Below are 20,471 nucleotides of genomic sequence, written 5' to 3' on the forward strand. Positions count from 1 at the left end.
TCGCACGCCTCCGACAGCGCGCGCACAGCCGTCCCACAGGTTCGGGGTGTGGGCTGGCAGCATGACCGAGGTGACCGACCGGGCAGCGCGCGCGGACCGGCTCGTCCGCGCCGACGGCGGCCCGATCCGGGTGCTCGTGGTGGACGACGAGGCCACCCTGTCCGACCTGCTCGCGATGGCGCTGCGCTACGAGGGCTGGGAGGTGCGGACCGCCGCCGACGGCGCGACCGCCGTCCGGACCGCCCGGGAGTTCCGCCCGGACGCGATCGTCCTCGACGTGATGCTGCCCGACCTCGACGGGTTCGAGGTGCTGCGCCGGGTGCGCGCCGGCACCCCCGAGGTGCCGGTGCTGTTCCTCACCGCGCGCGACGCCGTCGAGGACCGGGTCGCCGGGCTGACCGCCGGCGGCGACGACTACGTGACCAAGCCGTTCTCGCTGGAGGAGCTCGTCGCGCGGCTCCGCGGGCTGCTGCGCCGGGCCGGGATGACCGCGGCGCAGCGGTCGTCGGAGCTGGTCGTCGGGGACCTGGTGCTCGACGAGGACGCGCACGAGGTCCGGCGCGCCGACCGGCCGATCGAGCTCACCGCGACCGAGTTCGAGCTGCTGCGCTACCTCATGCGGAACCCGCGCCGGGTGCTGTCCAAGGCGCAGATCCTCGACCGCGTCTGGAACTACGACTTCGGCGGCCAGTCCAATGTGGTCGAGCTCTACATCTCCTACCTGCGCAAGAAGATCGACGCCGGCAACCCGCCGATGATCCATACGGTGCGTGGCGCGGGCTACGTGCTCCGTCCGGGGGCGAGCTGAGCCGTGGTCGTCGCCCGGGTCGCGGGCCGTGCGCGCTCGCTGCGGGCGCGGCTCGTGCTCACCGTGCTGCTGCTGTTCGCGGTGGCGTGCGTCGCGATCGGGGTGGCGACGACGGCGTCGCTGGACCGCTCCCTGTCGGTCCGCCAGGACCGGGAGCTGGTCATCGCGCTGGACGGGTTCGTCGCCCGGCAGACCGGCGACCCGCCGGGTCGGCTGACCGGGACGCCGCCCGGCGGTGACCGGGACGCCCCGGACTCCCCGCCGGCGGACCCGCCGGGCTTCCTGCTCGGTCCCGGCCAGGGCCCCGGTTCGGTCGGCGCGATGTTCGCCGACGGCCGGCCGGTGCGCTCCGAGCAGGCCGAACGCGGCGGCGGGAGCACCGCGGTGCCGGCCGCCGACCTGACCGTGCTGCGGGGAGTCCCGGCCGACGCCGTGCCCCGCGACGTCGCGCTGTCCTCGGGGGCCTACCGCTCGGCCGCCTACACCGCGGGGACGACGACCTACGTGGTCGCCCAGCCGGACATCGCCGGCGACACGGTGGCCCGGCTGGTGCTCATCGAGGTCGTCGTGCTCGGGACGGCGCTGCTGCTGGCCGGGGTCGCGGCGGCGGTGCTGGTCCGGCGCGAGCTGCGCCCGCTCGAACGGGTCGCCGGGGTCGCCGCCGGGGTCGGGCTGCTGCCGCTGGACCGCGGCGAGGTGCGCCTCGCGGCGCGGGTGCCCGACCCGGACCCGCGCACCGAGGCCGGCAGCGTCGGCGTGGCGCTGAACCGGATGCTCGACAACGTGGAGGGCGCGCTCGCGGCCCGCCAGGAGTCGGAGACGCGGCTGCGCCGGTTCGTCGCCGACGCCAGCCACGAGCTGCGCACCCCGCTCGCCGCGATCCGCGGCTACGCCGAGCTGTCCCGCCGGGAGTCCGAGCCGGTGCCGCCGGGCACCGCGCACGCGCTGGTGCGGATCTCCACGCAGGCCGAGCGGATGAGCACGCTCGTCGAGGACCTGCTGCTGCTCGCCCGCCTCGACGCGGGCCGGCCGCTGGAGCGGGCCGAGGTCGACCTGACCCGGCTGGTGCTGGACGGCGTCGGCGACGCGCACGTCGCCGGTCCGGAGCACCGCTGGCACCCACGGCTGCCCGACGAACCGGTCACCGTCACCGGGGACACCCACCGGCTCGCCCAGGTGGTCGGCAACCTGCTGACCAACGCGCGCACGCACACGCCGCCCGGGACGTCGGTGACCGTCGCCCTGGACCGGCCGGCTCCGGACCGGGTGCGGCTGTCCGTCACCGACGACGGCCCGGGGGTCCCGCCCGAGGCGCTCCCCCGGGTGTTCGAGCGGTTCTCCCGCGCCGCCGAGGGGCGCGGCCGCCCGCGCGACGACGCCGCCGGTGGGACCGGGCTGGGCCTGGCGATCGTGTCCGCGGTCGTCACCGCACACGGCGGGACGGTCTCGGTCGAGAGCGAGCCGGGGCGGACCACCTTCACCGTCGAGCTACCGGCGTCCTGACCCGCTGTCGGCGGTGGTCCCGGAAGCCGTGGTCCCGGAGCCGGCCTCCGGCGCCAGGTCGCGGGAGAGCTCGCGGATGAAGTCGTCCATCGCCTCCTGCATCGTCTGCCGGAACGCGCCCAGCAACGACTCGGTGGCCACCGGCTGCAGCGCCTCCACGGCGGTGCGGACGTCGGCGACCCCGCTGTGCGGCAGACCGGCCTCGACGTGTGCCCGCCAGATCTGGTCGCGGAAGAGCTCGACGAACACCTCCGCGATCTCCCGGGTCCGGGCGCGCAGCTCCACCCCGACCTCCGCGATCGCCTGCGGCGACAGCCCGAGTGCCACCGCGTGCGCCCCGGCTCGCATCAGGGACGGGTTGAGGATCCGGATCCGGCCGCCGTCGGTCCGTTCGACCAGGGCCGACCGGGTGAGCTGCGTGATCGAGTCGTCGGAGAGGTCCGCACCCGCCCAGGCCGCGAAGCCGCCCTCGTCGATCTCGACAGGTTCCTCGGGCCGCCACGGCGCGAGCATGCCGCGGTAGAGCCGCAGGGCCTCCTCGGCGCTGCCGGACGGGGTCTGGTGGATCAGCACCCCGATCGCGGCGAGCGAGAACCCGCGGCGCTGCAGGCCGGCGATGAGCTCGAGCCGGGACAGGTGTCCCGGCCCGTACCAGGCGGTGCGGCCACGGATCTCCCCCGGCGGGAGCAGCCCCCGGGTCAGGTGCGCCCGGACGTTGCGCACCGTCATCCCGGCCAGCTCGGCCAGCCGGTCGATCGGATACTCGTCCCCAGTGGACGGCGAACCGGACATCATGACGACCCTACCCGCGAGCCGCCCCGCTCCGCCGAACCTGACACCGGGTGGACCTCTCCCGAATTGATGTTTCCGCTGGTCGAGAGCCGATCACGCGAAGACGTTGACATGACCATCGGTGTCGGTTTGTACTATTACGGCACACTCGGGCTGCCGAGACCCGGCCGAATGCCCGCGGCCGGACAGCGCCGGTCCGGCCGGCGGGAACCCCCCTCCCCGCCGGCCGGTCCGGTTCCCCGTGACGGCGGCGCGTCACGCGCCGCCGTCGAGGCCCTCCGGGTCGCGACCCAGGTGGTCGCGCTGCAGGATCGCCATCCGGTGCGCGTCGCGGTAGCGGCCGCTGGCGAAGTACTCCTCGCGCAACGTTCCCTCCACGACGAACCCGGTCCGCTCGTAGGCCCGCACCGCGCGGTGGTTCTCGACGTCCACGACGAGGTACACCTTGTGCAGGTTCAGCACGCCGAACGCGTGGTCCAGCGCCGCCGAGGTCGCTGCGGCGGCCAGCCCGCGGCCCTGGAAGTCCGGGTGGACGATGATCTGGAACTCGGCGTTGCGGTGGATGTAGTCGATCTCCACCAGCTCGACGAGACCCGCCCGCTCACCGTCGAGGTCGATGACGAAGCGCCGCTCGCGGTTGTCGTGGATGTGCCGGTCGTAGATGCCCTGGAGCTCGACGAGCGCCTCGTAGGGCTCCTCGAACCAGTAGGACATGATCCCGGAGTCGTTCGACAACCCGTGCACGAACGCCAGGTCGTCCCGCTCCAGCGCGCGCAGGCGCATCCCGGTCGGCGCCATCAGCGCGCGGCGTGCCCCCGGACCGGGGTCGCGCAGGAGGGGCAGTCCCGCCACGGCAGCGTCCGCGAGTCGGCCGGACGCGCCGCGCCGCAACGACATGCGGCCGCGAGGGCGCCCCAGCCGGGCATGGTCTTGGCCGGACGACCGGCCCGGACCAGGGTGCGGCCGGAAGCGGACGTGCGGGAGGGCAGGTACAGGCGCATCGAGATCCCCGACGGATGTGGTGGAGGCGGCAACCTGTGGGTCACCAGGAGATACTTCGCAGATACTCTGCGAAACATTACCGTCATGGCGGGTGAGCCCGGCCACAGGTCATCTGAACGCGGTCGGCGACGGTGCGGGTAGCCCTGCCAGACTGCCGCGCATGGCCGCTCCTCCCCTGCTCCAGACCGTGACCGGCACCCTGACCGGTTCGGCCCGTACGGCCTACGAGCTGGGCAGCGGCACGGCCCGGGCGACCGTCGCGCTCGCCCGGTCCGGTGTGGTGCGCCCGCTCGGCGCGGGCCGGCTCTACGGGGTCAGCCGCGCCCTGCTGCGCTACGGCTACAGCATCACCGCCGCGTTCGCCGTCGGCGCCGCCCGGCACCCGTACCGGCTCGCCGTCACCGACGACGACGGCGTCACCACCTACGCCGAGCTCGAGGACCGCACCGACCGGCTCGCCCTGGCACTGATCGACTCGGGCGCCGGGCCCGGAGCCCCGGTCGGGGTGCTGTGCCGCAACGCGGCCGCCCCGGTCGAGGTCATGGTCGCGGCCGGGAAGGCCGGCGCCGACGTCGTGCTGCTCAACACCGGGATGTCGGCCGAGCAGCTGCGGACCGTGGCCGGCCGGCAGCAGCTGCACACCGTCGTCGCGGATCCGGAGTTCCTCGAGCTCGTGCCCGCCGGGCCCCGCGTGGTGCTGACCGGCGGCCCCGACGGGCCGCGCGCCGCGGGCGACCGGCGGCTCGACGACCTCGAGGTGATGGTGCACCGGGCCGGTCCGGGCGAGCTGCCGTTCCGGCCCGCCCGGTCCCGCACGATCGTGCTGACCTCGGGCACCACCGGCGCGCCGAAGGGGGCGAAGCGGCCGCACCCGTCCAGCCTCGCCCCGGCGGCGTCGATCCTCTCGACGATCCCGCTGCGTGCCGGGGAGCCGGTGCACATCGCGGCGCCGCTGTTCCACACCTGGGGCAACGCCGGGCTGCTGCTCGCCGCGCTGCACGGCGCGACGATCGTGCTGCGCCGGCGCTTCACCCCGGAGACGTTCCTCGCCGCGGTGCGGGAACGGCACTGCACCACGGTGTTCGCCGTGCCGGTGATGCTGCAGCGCGTGCTCGAGGCCGACGAGGACCGCGGGGCCGCGGCGGACGGCTGGGGCGGGCCGGCACGGCCGCGGGTCGTCGCCGTCAGCGGGTCCGCGCTCCCCGGCGGGCAGGCCACGGCCTTCATGGACCGCTTCGGCGACTGCCTCTACAACCTCTACGGCTCCACCGAGGTCTCCTGGGTGTCGATCGCCGGACCACGGGACCTGCGCGACGCGCCGGGCACCGCGGGCCGGGCCCCGGCCGGGACCACCCTGGTGATCCTCGACGGCCACGACGAACCCGCGCCGACCGGCGTCGACGGGCGGGTGTTCGTCGGCAACGACCTGCCGTTCGAGGGCTACACCGGCGGGGAGCACGAACCCGAGCGCCGGAACGGACTGCTGGGCACGGGCGACGTCGGGCACCTCGACGACCAGGGACGGCTGTTCCTCACCGGCCGGGCCGACGACATGATCGTCTCCGGCGGCGAGAACGTGCACCCCGGACCGGTGGAGGACCTGATCTCCGGTCTCGACGGGGTCCGGGAGGCCTGCGTGCTGGGCGTCGACGACGACGACTACGGGCAACGGCTCGCCGCCTGGGTCGTCACCGAACCCGGCGCGGATCTCACCGCCGAACAGGTCCGCGGGAAGGTGAAGTCCGGCCTCGCGCGCTACGCCGTCCCGCGCGACGTGCACTTCCTGGACGAGCTGCCGCGCAACCAGACCGGCAAGGTGCTGCGCGCCGAGCTGCCGGGCCGGAGCTGACGGCCCGCGGCGACGACATCGGGTGGCCGCCCGATCACCGTCGGGTGAGCAGACCCCTCCCCCCTTGAAGTAAGGCGTGCCTTCCCTACACTGGCCCGATGACGACGGGTGCGACGGTGGACCGCGCGCTCGCGTCCGCGCCCGAGACGGCCGGGTGCGCGGCGTCGAGCGAGCGGGCCGGTGAGCCGCTGGCCGGCACGGCGCCGGCCGCGCGCCGCCTGGTCGCCGTCGAGCACGTCGGGGCGTGGCCGCGGGCGGTCGCCGACCACGCCGACCCGGACGTCGCCCAGCTGTTCGCCCGGCTGCGCGGCGAGGGCGTCGTGCTGCTGCTGATCCGCCGCACCGGCCGCGCCGGTCGGACCACATCGGACACCGGCCGCACGGTGTTCGTCGCCGATCTCGCGCCGGGCGCGTCCCGGGTGGTGCGACGCACCGTGCGCGGCACGTCCGACCTGGCCCGCATCCCGACCTCTGTGGACGGTGGCGAGCCGGTCACCGACCCGGTCCTGCTGGTCTGCGCGCACGGCCGCCGCGACGTCTGCTGCGCGGTGCACGGCCGTGCGCTCGCCGCGGACCTCGCCGACGCCGACGCCGACGTCTGGGAGTGCACCCACCTCGGCGGCCACCGCTTCGCCCCGACCGGGCTGGTGCTGCCCACCGGCTACGCCTACGGCCGGCTGGACACCGGTACCGGGCTGGCCGCGCTGAAGGCGGCCGCGGGCGGCGGGGTCGACCCGTGGTCATGCCGCGGGCACGTCGGGCTCTCCCCGGCCGCCCAGGTCGCCGAGCTCGCGGTGCGCGGACACACCGGGATCGGCGACGCCGGCGCGCTCGTCGTGGACCCGGCCGCCGGTCCCGGCCCGGTCGCCGTCGCGCACCGCGACGGTCGTGTGTGGACGGTCGACGTACGCCCGGACGACGGCGTGGCGCCGCGGCCGCCGTCCTGCGGCGCGCAGCTGGAGCCGGTCGTCCCGCTGGCCGCCGGCCGCGTGACCGGGAGCTAGTACCCCGTCAGGCCTGGAACCAGCGGCGCAGCGCGGTGGCGAGCCCGTCGTCGGCGACCGTGCCGGTGACCTCGTCGGCGTCCGCGCGCACCTCCGGCGGAGCCTGCCCCATCGCGACGCCGTGTCCGGCCCACCGGAGCATGGCGCGGTCGTTGTCGCCGTCGCCGACCGCGAGAACCTCCTCGGCACGGATCCCGAGCCGTGCCGCGACCCGGGCCAGGCCGGACGCCTTGGACACCCCGGCCGGGACCAGAGTCACCCACGGCAGCTCGTGGTCGAGGGTCACCGTGGCGTCGTCGACGACGAGCCCGGCCGCCCGCGCCGCGGTCTCGGCCGGGGTGCGGCCGGGCCAGTAGGCGATCAGTTTCGGGGTGGGCTCGGCGACGATCCCCTCGATGCCGACCTCGGTGACCGTGCCGGCGAGCAGGCCGTCCGGGAACGGGGCGCTGACCCGCTGCCCGACCCCGACGTGCTCGCCGGCGAACACCGCGCCGGGGAAGAGCTCGCGCAGCCGGGACAGCGCCGCGGTGACGTCGAACCGGGCGACGCTGCGCACGACGCGCGAGGCGGTGTCCATCTCGACCGCGCCGTTGGAGGTCAGCGTGACCCCGCCGGTCAGCCCGAGCTCGTCCAGCGCGGTCGCGACCCCGATCACGGTGCGGCCGGTGCAGAGCATCACCTCGGCGTGCCGGGTGGCGGCGGCGATGGCGTCGCGGACGGCGGGGGACGGCGGGTTGCGGCCGTGGACGATCGTCCCGTCGATGTCCAGGGCGACCAGGCGGGGGCGTGGGGGCACGGGCCGACCCTAGATCGACGCCGCGGCCCCGGGCGCGGCCCCGGGCCCGGCGCCGCGACCGGTCACCGGCTTCCGCGACCGTCGCGGAGGTCGCGGCGACGGGTCACGGGTCGCGGCGGTGCTGTGCGCCGCGGTCCCGGACCGTGCGACGGTGATCGGTGTGACCGCGAACCCCACTCCCGCAGACCCGTTCGCACCGGACGCGGGGCTCGCCGCGCACCCGGCCGTCGTCGCCGCGCACGAGGTCGCCGAGGGCGTGCTCGCCCCGCAGGCCGCCGAGGCCGACGACCCGGCCCGCGGGGTCCGCCGCGAGGTCTGCGAGACGGTGGCCGCCGCCGGGCTGCTGTCGGTGACGGTGCCGGTCGCCGAGGGCGGGTCCGGCGGCGACGCCCGCGTCGAGGCCGAGGTCGTCGAGCTCCTGGCGGGAGCGTGCGGGGCGACCTGGTTCGTCGGCACCCAGCACCGCACCCCGCAGCAGCTCGCCCTCGGCGGCCCGCGGGGCGTGCCCGAGGGCACCGTGCGCACCGGTCCCGCGGCGGCCCGCTACCGCGCGGGGCTCGGCACCGCCGCCGAGCGCGCCGGGATCGCGATCGCGCACCTGCGCCGTCCCGGCCCGCCCGCGGTCACCGCCGAGCCGCACGGCTCCGGCTGGCGGCTGCGCGGGCACTCGGACTGGTGCACCGGCTGGGGCCTCACCGACCTCGTCATGATCGGCGCCACCACCCCGGACGACCGCTACCTGTTCGTCCTGGTCCCGGCCCGCGAGACCGCCGGGCTGCGGGCCGGTGACCCGCTGCCGCTGAGCGTGATGGGCGGGACCCGCACCGTCTCCGTCGAGTTCGACGACCTGGTCGTGCCCGGCGACGCGGTGCTCGCCGACGTCGACGGGGCGCCCTACCGGGCACTGGACGCGGCCCGGACCGCCAACGCCCATCCGGCCTCGATCGGACTGCTGCGCCGGGTGCTCACCGAGCTGGGACGCCTCGGCCGGGAACGGGCCCGGCCGGAGGCGAGCGAGCTGGCGGCCACGCTCACCGTCGACGCCGCCCGGTACCGCGACGAGGCGTACGCGCTGCTCACGCAGGTCCCGGTCGGCGAGCGGGTGGCCGAGCGGACCGCGCTGCGCGGCGAGCTCGCCGCGCTGACCGTGCGGGCCGCCCAGGGCCTGGTCGCGGCCCGGTCCGGATCGGCACTGCTCGCGTCGAGCCCGGAACAGCGGTGGGCACGCGAGGCGATGTTCTTCCTGGTCCAGGCGCAGACGGTGCCGGTCCGCGCGGCCCAGCTGGCCGCCCTCGGCCGGAGCTGAGCCCCGCACGGATGCACAGCCGGCCCACAGGTCGGGCACACGATCACGACAGCGCCGGCGACGACCGTTCCGGACATGACAGGAGTCCTGGCCGGCCGCGTGTCCGGCACCCATCCCCCGGAGGCCCGTTCCCGTGCGGACGGTGAGCGGTCCGGCACCGGGACCGGCGGCACCCGGACCGTCCTGGACATCGTCGTCCCGGTGCACGACGAGGAGCGGGTGCTCGAGTCCTCGGTCCGCCGCCTGCACGCGTTCCTGCGCGGCGGTCTCCCCTACCCGTTCCGGATCACGATCGCCGACAACGCCAGCACCGACGCCACCCCGCGGATCGCGGCCCGCCTGGCCGCCGAGCTCGCCGAGGTCCGCACCGTCCGGCTGGAGGAGAAGGGTCGCGGCCGGGCGCTGAACGCCGTGTGGTCCACATCGGACGCGACCGTGCTCGCCTACTGCGACGTCGACCTGTCCACCGACCTGGGTGCCGTCCTGCCGCTGGTGGCGCCACTGGTGTCCGGGCACTCCGACCTCGCGATCGGCACCCGGCTGCGCAGGGGGTCGCGGGTGGTCCGCGGCGCGAAGCGGGAGTTCGTGTCCCGCAGCTACAACCTGATCCTGCGCGGCGCGCTCGCGACGCACTTCTCGGACGCCCAGTGCGGGTTCAAGGCGATCCGCGCCGACGTCGCGCACCGACTGCTGCCGCTGGTCGCCGACACCGGCTGGTTCTTCGACACCGAGCTGCTGGTGCTGGCCGAACGGGCCGGGCTGCGCATCCACGAGGTCCCGGTGGACTGGGTGGACGATCCGGATTCCAGTGTGGACATCGCCGCGACGGCCGTCGCCGACCTGAAGGGGGTCTGGCGGATCGGCCGGGCCCTGACCACCGGCGCGCTGCCGCTGGCAGAGGTCCGAGCCCAGCTCGGCCGGGCCCCGCTCGAGCGGATCACGGAGGTACCCGGGGTGCCACGCGCACTACCGCTCCAGCTCGTCCGGTTCGCGGCGGTCGGCGTCGCCTGCACGGCGGCGAACCTGCTGCTGTTCCTCGCCCTCCGCGGGGCGCTCGGCGCGATCGCCGCCAACCTCGTCGCGATGGGAGTCTGCGCGGTCGTCAACACCGCGGCGAACCGCCGGTTCACCTTCGGCGTCCGCGGCCGTGACCGCGCGGTCACCCACCAGGTCCAGGGGCTGGTCGTGTTCGGCCTCGGGCTCGGGCTGACCACCGCCGCCCTGGCCCTGCTCGGCGTGCTCGCTCCCGCGGCACCTCTGGTCGTCGAGGTGCTGGTGATCGTCGCCGCCAACCTGGCCGCCACGGTGCTGCGCTTCGTGCTCTTCCGCTCCTGGGTGTTCCGCCGCGCGGACCCCGCCCGCCCGACGCCGCAAGGGGCGACCGCCCGATGAGCAGCACCCTCGATCGGGGCCCGACCCGTACCGGCGCCCCGCGGGACGACGTGCCCGCGCCGCGCCGCACCTGGGCCCGGCCGCTCTCGCCGGCGGTGCTGCTCGCCGGGACCGCCGTGCTCTACCTGTGGAACCTGGGCGCGTCCGGCTGGGCCAACTCGTTCTACGCCGCCGCCGTGCAGGCGGGGGCGAACGACTGGACCGCGTTCCTGTTCGGCTCGCTCGACCCGTCGAACGCGATCACGGTCGACAAGCCGCCGGCGTCGCTGTGGCCGATGGAGATCGCGGCCCGGGTCTTCGGGTTCTCGTCCTGGTCGATGCTGGTGCCGCAGGCGCTCATGGGGGTCGCCTCGGTCTGGCTGCTGTATGCGACCGTGCGCCGGGTCTCCGGGCACGGCGCCGGGCTGCTGGCCGGCGCGTTGCTCGCGCTCACCCCGGTCGCGGCACTGATGTTCCGGTTCAACAACCCGGACGCGCTGCTCACCCTGCTCCTGGTCGCCGCGGCCTACCTGGCGGTCCGCGGGGTGGCGGACGGCCGGACCCGCTGGATCGCCGGCGCCGGCCTGGTGATCGGGTTCGCGTTCCTGACCAAGTCGCTGCAGGCCTTCCTGATCCTGCCCGGCCTGACGCTGGCCTACCTGTGGGCCGCGCCGGGACGTCCGTGGCGCCGGGCGTGGCAGGTGCTGGTGGCGGGCGCCGGCGTCGGCGTCGGCGCCGGGTGGTGGCTGTTGACGGTCGCGCTGTGGCCGGCGGACTCCCGGCCCTACATCGGCGGGTCGGGGGACAACACCCCGCTGGGACTGGCGTTCGGATACAACGGCCTCGGGCGGATCTTCGGCGAGTCCGGCGGCGGCATGGGCGGTGGCGGGATGCCCGGCGGTGGGATGCCGGACGGCGGGCAGATGGGCGGTGACGCGGCCGGGACGGCGCCGGACTCCGCCGGCGCGACGGGCGGTATGCCGCCCGGGGGCGGGACGGGTGGCGGCATGAACACCGCCTTCGGTGGCGAGCCCGGCCTCCTTCGGATGTTCGAGTCCGCGTTCGGCACCCAGATCTCCTGGCTGCTCCCGGCCGCGGTGCTGCTGCTCGTCGCCGGGATCGCGCTGCGCGGCCGTGCGTCGCGGACAGACCCGGTGCGGGCGTCACTGCTGCTGTGGGGCGGCTGGACCCTGGTCACCGCGCTGGTGTTCAGCCTGATGAGCGGGATCGTGCACCCCTACTACGCGGTGGCCCTGGCACCCGGGATCGCCGCCCTCGTCGCGATCGGCGGGCGCGAGGTGCTCGCCCACCGGCAGCGGTGGTGGGCCCGGGCGGTGCTCGGGCTCGCGGTCGCCGGGACGGCCGTCTGGGCGTTCGAGCTGCTGGGCCGGTCGCCGGACTTCCTGCCCTGGCTGCGCTGGGTGGTGCTGGTGCTCGGCGTGCTCGCCGGAGCCGCGCTGGTGCTGCCGGCCCGGCGCGGGCGCTGGCTCGCGGTGCTTGTCGGGGCGGCGCTCCTGACCGGGCTCGCGGCGCCGGCGGCGTACGCGGTGCAGACCGCCGCCACCCCGCAGTCGGGGTCCATCCCCACCGCCGGGCCGGAGGTCTCCGGGACCGGCGCCTTCGGTGGGCCCGGGAACGGCGCGCCCGGCGGACCCGGGAACGGCCCGGCCGGCTCCGCCTCCGCCGGCGACGCACCGGCGGGCCCGGCCGGTGACGGCTCCGGGCCTGCCGGTGGCGCGCAGACCGGGTCCCCACGCGACCGCGACGACGGTGCTCCCGGCGGGACGGAGACCTCGGCCGAGCTCGCCGCCCTGCTGCGGACCGCCGGCGACTCCCGGTGGGCCGCGGCCACGATCGGCTCACAGGGTGCGGCGTCGATGATGCTGACCGCCGGCGGCGACACCGCGGTGATGGCGATCGGCGGCTTCTCCGGCGGCGACGAGTACCCGACGCTCGCGCAGTTCCAGTCCTCCGTCGAGCGGGGCGAGATCCGGTACTTCGTCGACGGCGCCGGTCCCGGCGGCGGAGGCCCGGGCGGCGGCCGGGGCACCGCCGCGGAGATCACCGAGTGGGTGCGGGCCCACTACCCGGCCACGACGGTCGGCGGGAGCACGGTCCACGACCTCACGACGCCGACCACCTGATCCGTCGCCGCCCAGGTTCCGGTACCGCCGCACGACCTGCAGCGTGTGCGGGACGACCGGAACCTGTGCGGCGTGCCGGGGAGCGATTCGGTGACGGCGCGGCGCGGCGCATGCCGGGGGCGATCGCGTTCGGCAGAGTGGAGGTCATGACCGCCACCGGCCCCCTCACGACCGGCGACCCCGCGGGCGGCGGCACCGGCTCCGGCCCGCACGCCCTGCCCCTGCCGCTGCGCCCGCCCGAGCACCGCGTGCACCCGCGCGCGATCTGGTGGTGGCGGCTGCGGGCGCTGCCGATGCCGGTCCTGCTCCTGGTCGCCCAGGGCGTCGGGCTGGGGCTGCTCCCGGCCGAACCGTTCCGCCCGCTGCTGATCACGGCGATGGTCCTCACCGTGCTGTGGCTGCTCGTCGCGACGCTGGTCGTGCCCGCACTGCGGTTCCGGCTGCACCGCTGGGAGGTAACCGACGAGGCCGTCTACACCCGGTCGGGGTGGCTGGTGCGGGAGTGGCGGATCGCGCCGATCCCGCGGGTGCAGACCGTCGACACCGAGCACGGCCCGCTGCAGCAGGCGCTGGGACTGGCGACGGTGACGGTCACGACCGCGTCGGCCCGGGGCCCGGTCCGGATCGCCGGGCTGGAGTCCGAGCACGCGCGGGAGCTGGCCCGGCGGCTCACCGAGACCACCGGCCGGCACAGCGGGGACGCCACGTGAGCCGTCCCGGCGACCAGGACGCGGCGGCACACGAGCCCGGCGCCGACGGCCGGTGGGAGTCCACCGTGGACGATCCAGGCGGTGTGGACGCCGACGCCGGACGGTCCGGGCACCGGCCCGGCCCGGCACACCGGCCGCCCTACCCGACCCCGGGTGCGCCCGTCGTACACGGGCTTCCGCAGCCCCGTCCGACCGGCGCCGCCGCGGTGCAGCACAGTCCGACGCCGCACAGCCCGGCGCCGCACAGCGCCGGACAGCACAGCGCCGGACAGCACAGCGCCGGACAGCACAGCGCCGGACAGCACAGTCCGGTGCCGCAGCAGCACCACGCGACCGGGCCGGGCCCGGCACCGCGCGGCGCGGCACGGCACGGTCGGGCCGCGTCCGGTCCGGCGACGGATCCCACGCCCGCCGGTCCCCCGCCGCACTCCTACCCCGGCGCCATCGGCGCCCCGGCCGCGCCGTGGCTCCGCGCCACACAGCCCGGCGGCGTCCCGGAACAGGACCACGCCGGCACCAGCCCGGACGGCCCGGCGGACGGGCACGCCCCGCCGCACGCCACCGGACCCGATGCCGCCGTCGACGACGCCTCTGCCTGGCGACGGCTGCCCGCGTTGATGCTGATCGTCGGCCCGGCCACCGCACTGCTCAAGCTGGCGCCCGCACTCATCGCACTGCTGATCTTCGGCGCCGGCGGCGGCAACTCCACCCAGGTCTGGATCGCCGCCGCGATCGCGGTGATGGCCGTCGTCGCCGGGGTGGTCCGGTGGCGCACCACGCGGTACCGCATCACCCCGGAGCGGGTCGAGCTGCACACCGGGCTGCTGAACCGGCAGCGCCGCTCGGTACCACGCGACCGGATCCGCACGGTCGACCTCACCGCGCCGCTGCTGCACCGGCTGGTCGGGGTGAGCGTGGTCAAGGTCGGCTCCGGGCAGAGCGCGGGCTCGGAGTCCGGTCTGGACCTCGACGCCGTCACCACCGCGGAGGCCGAACGGCTGCGCCGCGAACTGCTCGCCCGCCCGGCCGTCCCGGAGGACTCCGGAAGCCCCGAGCCCGGTCCGGCGGCACCGGGCGAGGAGCTCGACCGGCTCGACTGGTCGTCGCTGCGCTACGCCCCGCTCACGGTCAGCTCGCTCGCCGCGATCGGTGCGCTCGCCGGGGCCGGCTGGAACCTGCTCAACGAGGCCTCGGTCGACCCGCGCACGCTGCCCGGCGCCGACGCCGTCGCCGGCGAGCTGTCCCGCGCACCGCTGTGGTGGTCGGTGCTGGTCGGGGCGTCGCTGCTGCTCACGGTCATGATCGCCGGCTCGGTGGTGCTGTTCGTCGAACGCTGGTGGGACTTCCGGCTGACCCGCGAGCCGGACGGCACGCTGCGGGTGCGGCGGGGCCTGCTGACGAAGCGCTCGCTGTCGGTGTCCGAGCAACGGCTGCGCGGTGTCACCGTCACCGAACCGCTGCTGGTCCGCGGGATCGGACGCGGGGCGCAGGCCGGCGCGCTGACCGTGGGACTGGCCGGTTCCGAGGGCGGGGGCGGGTCGCTCGGGCCACCGGTCCGGCGCCGCCACGCCCATACGGTCGCCGCGACCGCCGCGCGGGCCGGGTACCCGATCACGGCGGGCACGCTCGTCGCGCACCCGCCGGCGGCGCGCACCCGCCGGCTGGTCCGCGCCGTCGTCCCGGTGCTCGTGCTCCCGGTGGCCGCCGGCGTGCTCGCGTGGACCGGCGGGCCGGTCTGGCCGCTCGCGATCGCGCTGGTGCTGCTCGCCGCGGCCGTCCCGCTCGGGCTCGACCGGTACCGCGCGCTCGGGCACCGGCTCGACGAGCGCTACCTGGTGGCCCGGAGCGGCTCGCTGGTCCGGACGACGGCGGCGCTGCGCCGGGACGGCGTCATCGGCTGGCGGATCCGGCAGAGCCTGTTCCAGCGCCGGGCCGGCGTGGTCACCCTCGAGGCGACGACGGCGGCCGGCGACGGATCGGTCCAGGTCCTGGACCTGTCCCCGGACGACGCCGCCGCCCTGATGTCCGAGATCACCCCGGAGGCGGTCAGCGGCTTCCGCTCCTGACCGCCGGCTTCACACCCCCTGGCCTCGCTTCACACCCGTCGCAGCGGGTGTGAAGGCGGGCTGCGGGGTGTGAAGCAGCCGGCGGGGCCAGTGCGGACGCGATCGGGTGCCGCATCGGGTCGCATGGGGCGCCGGGACGGTCAGCGGCGCCGGCGGGTCCCGAACAGGCTGCGGGTGATCTCCCGGGTGACCGTGTTCGTGATCTGCTTGCCGGTCGGCGACTTCAGGAAGTCGCCGAACTTCGCGAACAGTCCGCCCTCCGCGGCCTCCCGGGCCGGCGGGGCGGCGGGTGGCGGGGCCGGAGCCGGCGTGCCGGGGGCCGGGGCGGGCGCCGCCTCGACGCCCGCCGCCTCGGCCATCCGCCGGGCCAGCTGCTCGTAGGCCGAGTCCCGGTCGACCATCTCGCCGTACTTCGCGTGCAGCGGCGACTGCCGCGCGGCCTCGGTGACCGCCTCGTCGCCGATCGCGGACATCAGCGACCGCGGCGCCCGCAGCCGGGTCCAGGCCACCGGCGTCGGCGCGCCCCGCTCGGACAGCACCGTGACGATCGCCTCGCCGGTGCCGAGCGAGGTCAGCGCGGTCTCCAGGTCGTAGACGTCGGACCGCGGGTAGGTCTTCACCGTCCGGTTGAGCGCCTTCTGGTCCTCCGGGGTGAAGGCGCGCAACGCGTGCTGCACCCGGGCCCCGAGCTGGGACAGCACCTCGTTCGGGACGTCGGTGGGCAGCTGGGTGCAGAAGAACACGCCGACGCCCTTGGACCGGATCAGCTTCACGGTCTGCTCGATGCGCTCCAGGAACGCCTTCGACGCGTCGGCGAACAGCAGGTGCGCCTCGTCGAAGAAGAACACCAGCTTCGGCTTGTCCAGGTCCCCGGCCTCGGGGAGCTCGTCGTAGAGCTCGGCGAGCAGCCACATCAGGAACGTCGAGAACAGCACCGGGCTCGACGCGCGCTCGGCGAGCTCCAGGAGCGTCACGACCCCCTTGCCGTCGATCTCGCGCATCAGGTCGGCCGGGTCGAACTCCGGCTCCCCGAAGAAGGTGTCCCCGCCCTGCGCCTCCAGGTTCACCAGCGCGCGCAGGATCACCCCGGCCGTCGACGCCGACACCCCGCCGATGCCCTTCAGCTCGGCCTTCCCCTCGTCCGAGAGGAGGTGCTGGATGACCGCGCGGAGGTCCTTCGTGTCCAGCAGCGGCAGCTGCTTCTGGTCGGCCCAGTGGAAGATCAGCCCGAGGGTGGACTCCTGGGTGGCGTTGAGCCCGAGCACCTTCGACAGCAGGATCGGCCCGAAGTCGGTGATCGTCGCCCGGACCGGGACCGCGACGCCGCCGTCGCCCAGCGACAGGAACTGCACCGGGTACGCCGTCGGGGTCCAGTCGTCGCCGGTGTCGCGCGCCCGCGCGTCGACCTTCTCGTTGCCCTCACCGGCTCTGACCATCCCGGACAGGTCGCCCTTGACGTCGGCCAGCAGTACCGGGACGCCGGCGTCGGAGAGCTGCCCGGCCATGGCCTGCAGGGTCTTGGTCTTGCCGGTGCCGGTCGCGCCGGCGACCAGGCCGTGCCGGTTCAGGGTCGCGAGCGGGATCCGGACCCGGGCCTCGGTATCACAGGCACCGTCGACGAGCACGGTGCCCAGCTCGAGCGCGGCCCCGTCGCATGTGTACCCGTCGGCGATCGCGCGGGCGGGAGTCTGTCCTGCGGTGTCGGGCGTCACGGGATCGCAGCGTAGGGCACTCATCCTCTCGTGACAGGCGAGGCGCGCGCCCCGTACCGGCTTGTCACATAGTCTGCACCGATGACCGATCGGCTGGTGTGGATCGACTGCGAGATGACCGGGCTCGACCTGGGCTCCGACGCGCTCATCGAGATCGCGGCGCTGGTCACCGACGGCGACCTCACCGTGCTGGGCGAGGGCGTCGACGTGGTGATCGCCTGCGAGGACGAGAAGCTGGACGCGATGCCCGAGGTGGTGCGGGACATGCATGCCCGCTCCGGCCTGACCGACGAGGTCCGGAAGGCGACGGTGACGGTGGCCGAGGCCGAACGGATGGTGCTGGACTACGTCCGGGCGCACGTCCCGGACGCCCGCACCGCCCCGCTGGCCGGCAACTCGATCGCGACCGACCGCGGGTTCCTGGCCCGGGACATGCCCGAGCTCGACGGCTACCTGCACTACCGGATGATCGACGTGAGCTCGGTCAAGGAGCTGGCCCGCCGCTGGTTCCCCCGGGTGTTCTACGCCAAGCCGGAGAAGGGCCTCGCGCACCGCGCGCTCGCCGACATCCAGGAGTCGATCCGCGAGCTGGCCTACTACCGGAAGGCGTTGTTCGTGGCCCCGCCCGGCCCGACCACCGAACAGGCGCAGGCCGCGGCGGCCGCGGTCGCCGATGTCGCCGGCCCGTCACCGCAGTCCGGAAAGGCCTGACTCCTACCCCCGCGCGTGGCCGCCGGGCGGCGGGAGGCTATGCTGTTCCAGCGCTTCCGGCCCCGGCCGGAGAGGTCGCATGGTGGGTGTAGCTCAGTTGGTAGAGCACCTGGTTGTGGTCCAGGGGGCCGCGGGTTCAAGTCCCGTCACTCACCCGGTTGCCACCCCTGGCGATCGATCCCGGACTGCGTCGTGTTAGCTTTCCGGGGTCGAATTCGCCTCGGGAAGGCGACGACACACCAGAACTGAATACGCGCCGTTAGCTCAATTGGCAGAGCAGCTGGCTCTTAACCAGCGGGTTCGGGGTTCGAGTCCCTGACGGCGCACGCAGCAATTCACGCGTGTCACACTGCGCCGTTAGCTCAATTGGCAGAGCAGCTGGCTCTTAACCAGCGGGTTCGGGGTTCGAGTCCCTGACGGCGCACGTACCGGCGAGGGCCGGCGGGGATCGTCCCGCCGGCCCTTTCGCCGTCTCGGACGGCGAACGGCTCAGACGGCGAACAGCTGCTCCGGGTCGGCGAACGCCTTGAACTCGAGCGCGTTGCCGGCCGGGTCGAGGAAGAACATCGTCCACTGCTCGCCCGGCTCGCCCTCGAAGCGCACGTAGGGCTCGATGACGAACTCGGTGCCGGCGTCGGTCAGCCGCGCGGCCAGCGCCCGGAACTCCGGCACGCTCAGGACGAGCCCGAAGTGCGGGACCGGAACCTCGTGGCCGTCGACCGGGTTGGTCCCGGCGACGCCGTCCCGCGTCGCCGACGACGGCTCACCGACCTGGTGGGTGACGACCTGGTGCCCGGCCATGTCCCAGTCGGTCCACCGCTCGGCGGAGCGGCCCCGGGCGAAGCCCAGCACGCTCCCGTAGAACTCGCGGGCGGCCTCGATGTCGTCGACCGGGATCGCCAGGTGGAACGGTGGCCGGACGGACGTGACGATCGGGGCCGGATCAGTACTCACGGGGTCGACACTATCCACCCGGCCCCGGAACCGGGGGTGAACCCGGTCCCACCGAGATGACCGGAACGCCCGAACCCGACACGATGGCCCCCATGCCGCGCCCCGACCACGCCGTGTTCCTCAAGCGGTCCTTCTCGAAGATGGACCAGCTGGCGACGCCGTTCCTCACCGGTCCGCGGCTGCGCAAGCAGCTCGCGGGTGTCGTCCCGTTCGGCACGGACGGCATCGTCGTCGAGCTGGGTGCCGGACCCGGTGCGCTCGCCGACGACATCCGGTCCCGGCTCGGCCCCGGCGCCCGCTACCTCGCCGTCGAGATCGACGAGGAGCTGGTCGCGCACCTGCGGACCCACAAGCCCTGGCTGGAGGTGGTCCAGGGCGACGTCAACGACCTCGAGAAGATCCTCGACGACGCCGGTATCGACCGGGTCGACGCCTTCGTCTCCACGCTGCCCTGGGCGGTGTTCCCGCAGGAGATGCGGCTGAAGGTGATGGGGGTGATCGCGCGCCGGCTGGTTCCCGGCGGCGTCATGAGCATGATCATCACCTGGATGGCGCTGCCGAACCGGGTCCGTGACCTGCGCGCGCTGCTCGACACCCACTTCGACGAGGTGGTCGAGACGGCCACCGAGTGGCGCAACCCGCCGCCGGCGCGGACGTTCCTGTGCCGGCGCCCGTTCCCGCGTTTCGACGTCCGGTGACCGCCGTCACCACCCCGCTCCCGCCTGTGCTCGCCGGTGCCGTCCCGCTGGCCCACGTCGAGCGCGAGGGCACCGTCGAGTCGGTGCACCTGGGCACACTGGCCACCTGCGACGCCGGCGGCCGCATCGCCGGCCGGGGCGACCCGCACGTCGGGTTCCTGCCGCGCTCGGCGCTCAAGCCGGTGCAGGCGGTCGCGATGCTGCGGGCCGGGCTCGACCTCGACGGCGAGCTGCTCGCGCTGGCCTGCGCGAGCCACTCCGGCGAGCCGGACCACGTCGCCGGCGTCGGCGCGATCCTGACCGGCGCCGGGCTGGGCGCCGACGCCCTGGGCAACACCCCGGACCTGCCGCTGGACGCCGACGCCGCGGCGGCCGCGCGCGCCGCGGGCACCGCACCGGCACCGCTGCTGCAGAACTGCTCGGGCAAGCACGCCGCGATGCTCGCGACCTGCGCCGCCGCGGGGTGGCCGGTCGCCGGCTACCTCGACCCGTCGCACCCGCTGCAGCAGCTGGTCCGCGAGACCGTCGCCGACCTGACCGGCGTCGTCCCGCACGTCACCACCGTGGACGGCTGCGGCGCCCCGCTGTTCGGCTCCACCCCGGCCGGTCTGGCCCGGGCGTTCTCCCGGATCGCGACCGCGCCGGCCGGCACCCCGGAGGGGCGGGTCGCGGCGGCGATGCGGACGCACCCGTGGTGGGTCGGTGGTACCGGGCGTGCGGTCACCCGGCTCGCGCTGGCCGTCCCCGGCCTGGTCGCCAAGGACGGCGCGGAGGGCGTCCTCGCCGCGGCGCTGCCGGACGGCCGGGCGTTCGCGATCACCGTGCTCGACGGGTCCCCGCGCCCGCTCCCGGTGCTCGCCGCGGACGTCCTGGAGGGTTTCGGCGCCGGGACGCCGGAACTCGCCGCCGCCGGCCGGGTCGACGTGCTCGGCCACGGACGCCCGGTCGGCTCGGTCCGTCCCATGACGGACTGAACGACCACGAACGGGTGAGCGGCCGGTACTCCTTGCGACCGGGGCTCACCCGTACGGGTAGCGTGCCCGGT

17 protein-coding genes and 3 tRNA genes are annotated in these 20,471 nt (G+C 75.3%); 15 read left to right on the plus strand and 5 right to left on the minus strand.

Translation table 11 applies throughout. From position 1 onward, the window contains the following. Nucleotides 1-61 precede the first annotated feature (61 nt). Together WIS52_RS26780 and WIS52_RS26785 are read left to right on the plus strand one after the other, a co-directional pair. Nucleotides 62-808, plus strand: coding sequence for a response regulator transcription factor (locus WIS52_RS26780; protein ID WP_349301164.1), 747 nt, complete (start codon nt 62-64; stop codon nt 806-808). A 3-nt stretch (nt 809-811) separates the two neighbouring features. Next, on the plus strand, nt 812-2,311 hold the full coding sequence (locus tag WIS52_RS26785) for a sensor histidine kinase (RefSeq protein WP_349301165.1): 1,500 nt from the start codon (nt 812-814) through the stop codon (nt 2,309-2,311). Here the strand turns inward: WIS52_RS26785 and WIS52_RS26790 are convergent. Next, nucleotides 2,297-3,103 carry a MerR family transcriptional regulator gene (locus tag WIS52_RS26790; protein ID WP_349301166.1) on the minus strand — a complete coding sequence of 269 codons (807 nt, stop codon included), beginning with the start codon at nt 3,101-3,103 and terminating at the stop codon, nt 2,297-2,299. The two genes, WIS52_RS26785 and WIS52_RS26790, sit on opposite strands and share 15 nt — an antisense overlap. 255 nt (nt 3,104-3,358) lie before the next feature. Beyond that, the gene (speG, locus tag WIS52_RS26795) at nt 3,359-3,955 is read right to left on the minus strand and encodes a spermidine N1-acetyltransferase (protein ID WP_349301167.1); all 597 of its coding nucleotides are present in this window, start codon (nt 3,953-3,955) and stop codon (nt 3,359-3,361) included. 310 nt (nt 3,956-4,265) lie between these two features. On the opposite strand from speG, the gene WIS52_RS26800 reads away from it, so the two are divergent. Together WIS52_RS26800 and WIS52_RS26805 are read left to right on the plus strand one after the other, a co-directional pair. Next, nucleotides 4,266-5,954: an AMP-binding protein gene (locus WIS52_RS26800; RefSeq protein ID WP_349301168.1), complete on the plus strand. Its 1,689-nt coding sequence runs from the start codon at nt 4,266-4,268 to the stop codon at nt 5,952-5,954. Nucleotides 5,955-6,052: 98 nt separating this feature from the next. After that, nucleotides 6,053-6,958, plus strand: coding sequence for a sucrase ferredoxin (locus WIS52_RS26805; protein ID WP_349301169.1), 906 nt, complete (start codon nt 6,053-6,055; stop codon nt 6,956-6,958). 7 nt (nt 6,959-6,965) lie between these two features. Here WIS52_RS26805 and WIS52_RS26810 read toward each other — a convergent pair whose 3' ends face one another. Further along, nucleotides 6,966-7,754 carry an HAD family hydrolase gene (locus WIS52_RS26810; protein ID WP_349301170.1) on the minus strand — a complete coding sequence of 263 codons (789 nt, stop codon included), beginning with the start codon at nt 7,752-7,754 and terminating at the stop codon, nt 6,966-6,968. Between the two features lie 160 nt (nt 7,755-7,914). Between WIS52_RS26810 and WIS52_RS26815 the strand changes: the two genes are divergently transcribed. From WIS52_RS26815 to WIS52_RS26835, 5 genes are all read left to right on the plus strand, one after another. Beyond that, nucleotides 7,915-9,060 carry an acyl-CoA dehydrogenase family protein gene (locus WIS52_RS26815; RefSeq protein ID WP_349301171.1) on the plus strand — a complete coding sequence of 382 codons (1,146 nt, stop codon included), beginning with the start codon at nt 7,915-7,917 and terminating at the stop codon, nt 9,058-9,060. Between the two features lie 75 nt (nt 9,061-9,135). Then, nucleotides 9,136-10,452: a glycosyltransferase gene (locus tag WIS52_RS26820; RefSeq protein WP_349301172.1), complete on the plus strand. Its 1,317-nt coding sequence runs from the start codon at nt 9,136-9,138 to the stop codon at nt 10,450-10,452. Beyond that, nucleotides 10,449-12,575, plus strand: coding sequence for a glycosyltransferase family 39 protein (locus tag WIS52_RS26825; RefSeq protein WP_349301173.1), 2,127 nt, complete (start codon nt 10,449-10,451; stop codon nt 12,573-12,575). The genes WIS52_RS26820 and WIS52_RS26825 overlap by 4 nt, the downstream gene beginning before the upstream one ends. Before the next feature lie 146 nt (nt 12,576-12,721). After that, nucleotides 12,722-13,285 (plus strand): PH domain-containing protein, encoded by a 564-nt coding sequence (locus WIS52_RS26830; RefSeq protein WP_349301174.1) that lies wholly within the window; start codon nt 12,722-12,724, stop codon nt 13,283-13,285. Beyond that, on the plus strand, nt 13,282-15,351 hold the full coding sequence (locus tag WIS52_RS26835; RefSeq protein WP_349301175.1) for a PH domain-containing protein: 2,070 nt from the start codon (nt 13,282-13,284) through the stop codon (nt 15,349-15,351). The genes WIS52_RS26830 and WIS52_RS26835 overlap by 4 nt, the downstream gene beginning before the upstream one ends. A gap of 140 nt (nt 15,352-15,491) precedes the next feature. Here the strand turns inward: WIS52_RS26835 and WIS52_RS26840 are convergent, their stop codons facing one another. Beyond that, nucleotides 15,492-17,063, minus strand: coding sequence for a helicase HerA-like domain-containing protein (locus WIS52_RS26840; RefSeq protein WP_349301176.1), 1,572 nt, complete (start codon nt 17,061-17,063; stop codon nt 15,492-15,494). Between the two features lie 81 nt (nt 17,064-17,144). Between WIS52_RS26840 and orn the strand changes: the two genes are divergently transcribed. From orn to WIS52_RS26860, 4 genes are all read left to right on the plus strand, one after another. Beyond that, the gene (gene orn / locus WIS52_RS26845) at nt 17,145-17,774 is read left to right on the plus strand and encodes an oligoribonuclease (protein WP_349301177.1); all 630 of its coding nucleotides are present in this window, start codon (nt 17,145-17,147) and stop codon (nt 17,772-17,774) included. Nucleotides 17,775-17,856: 82 nt separating this feature from the next. After that, nucleotides 17,857-17,929 (plus strand) — tRNA-His (locus WIS52_RS26850). Between the two features lie 98 nt (nt 17,930-18,027). Beyond that, nucleotides 18,028-18,100 (plus strand) — tRNA-Lys (locus tag WIS52_RS26855). Nucleotides 18,101-18,125: 25 nt separating this feature from the next. Next, nucleotides 18,126-18,198 (plus strand) — tRNA-Lys (locus tag WIS52_RS26860). Nucleotides 18,199-18,263: 65 nt separating this feature from the next. Here the strand turns inward: WIS52_RS26860 and WIS52_RS26865 are convergent. Then, a complete protein-coding gene (locus tag WIS52_RS26865; RefSeq protein ID WP_349301178.1) occupies nt 18,264-18,728 on the minus strand; it encodes a VOC family protein in 465 nt (154 codons plus the stop codon). Between the two features lie 92 nt (nt 18,729-18,820). Here WIS52_RS26865 and WIS52_RS26870 point away from each other — a divergent pair, with 92 nt between their 5' ends. Further along, on the plus strand, nt 18,821-19,426 hold the full coding sequence (locus WIS52_RS26870) for a class I SAM-dependent methyltransferase (RefSeq protein ID WP_349301179.1): 606 nt from the start codon (nt 18,821-18,823) through the stop codon (nt 19,424-19,426). Continuing rightward, nucleotides 19,423-20,400, plus strand: coding sequence for an asparaginase (locus WIS52_RS26875; protein ID WP_349301180.1), 978 nt, complete (start codon nt 19,423-19,425; stop codon nt 20,398-20,400). Before WIS52_RS26870 ends, WIS52_RS26875 begins: the two co-directional genes overlap by 4 nt. The last annotated feature ends 71 nt before the right edge of the window (nt 20,401-20,471 follow it).

The organism is Pseudonocardia nematodicida (assembly GCF_040105385.1).
In the GTDB taxonomy this organism is placed as follows: domain Bacteria; phylum Actinomycetota; class Actinomycetes; order Mycobacteriales; family Pseudonocardiaceae; genus Pseudonocardia; species Pseudonocardia nematodicida.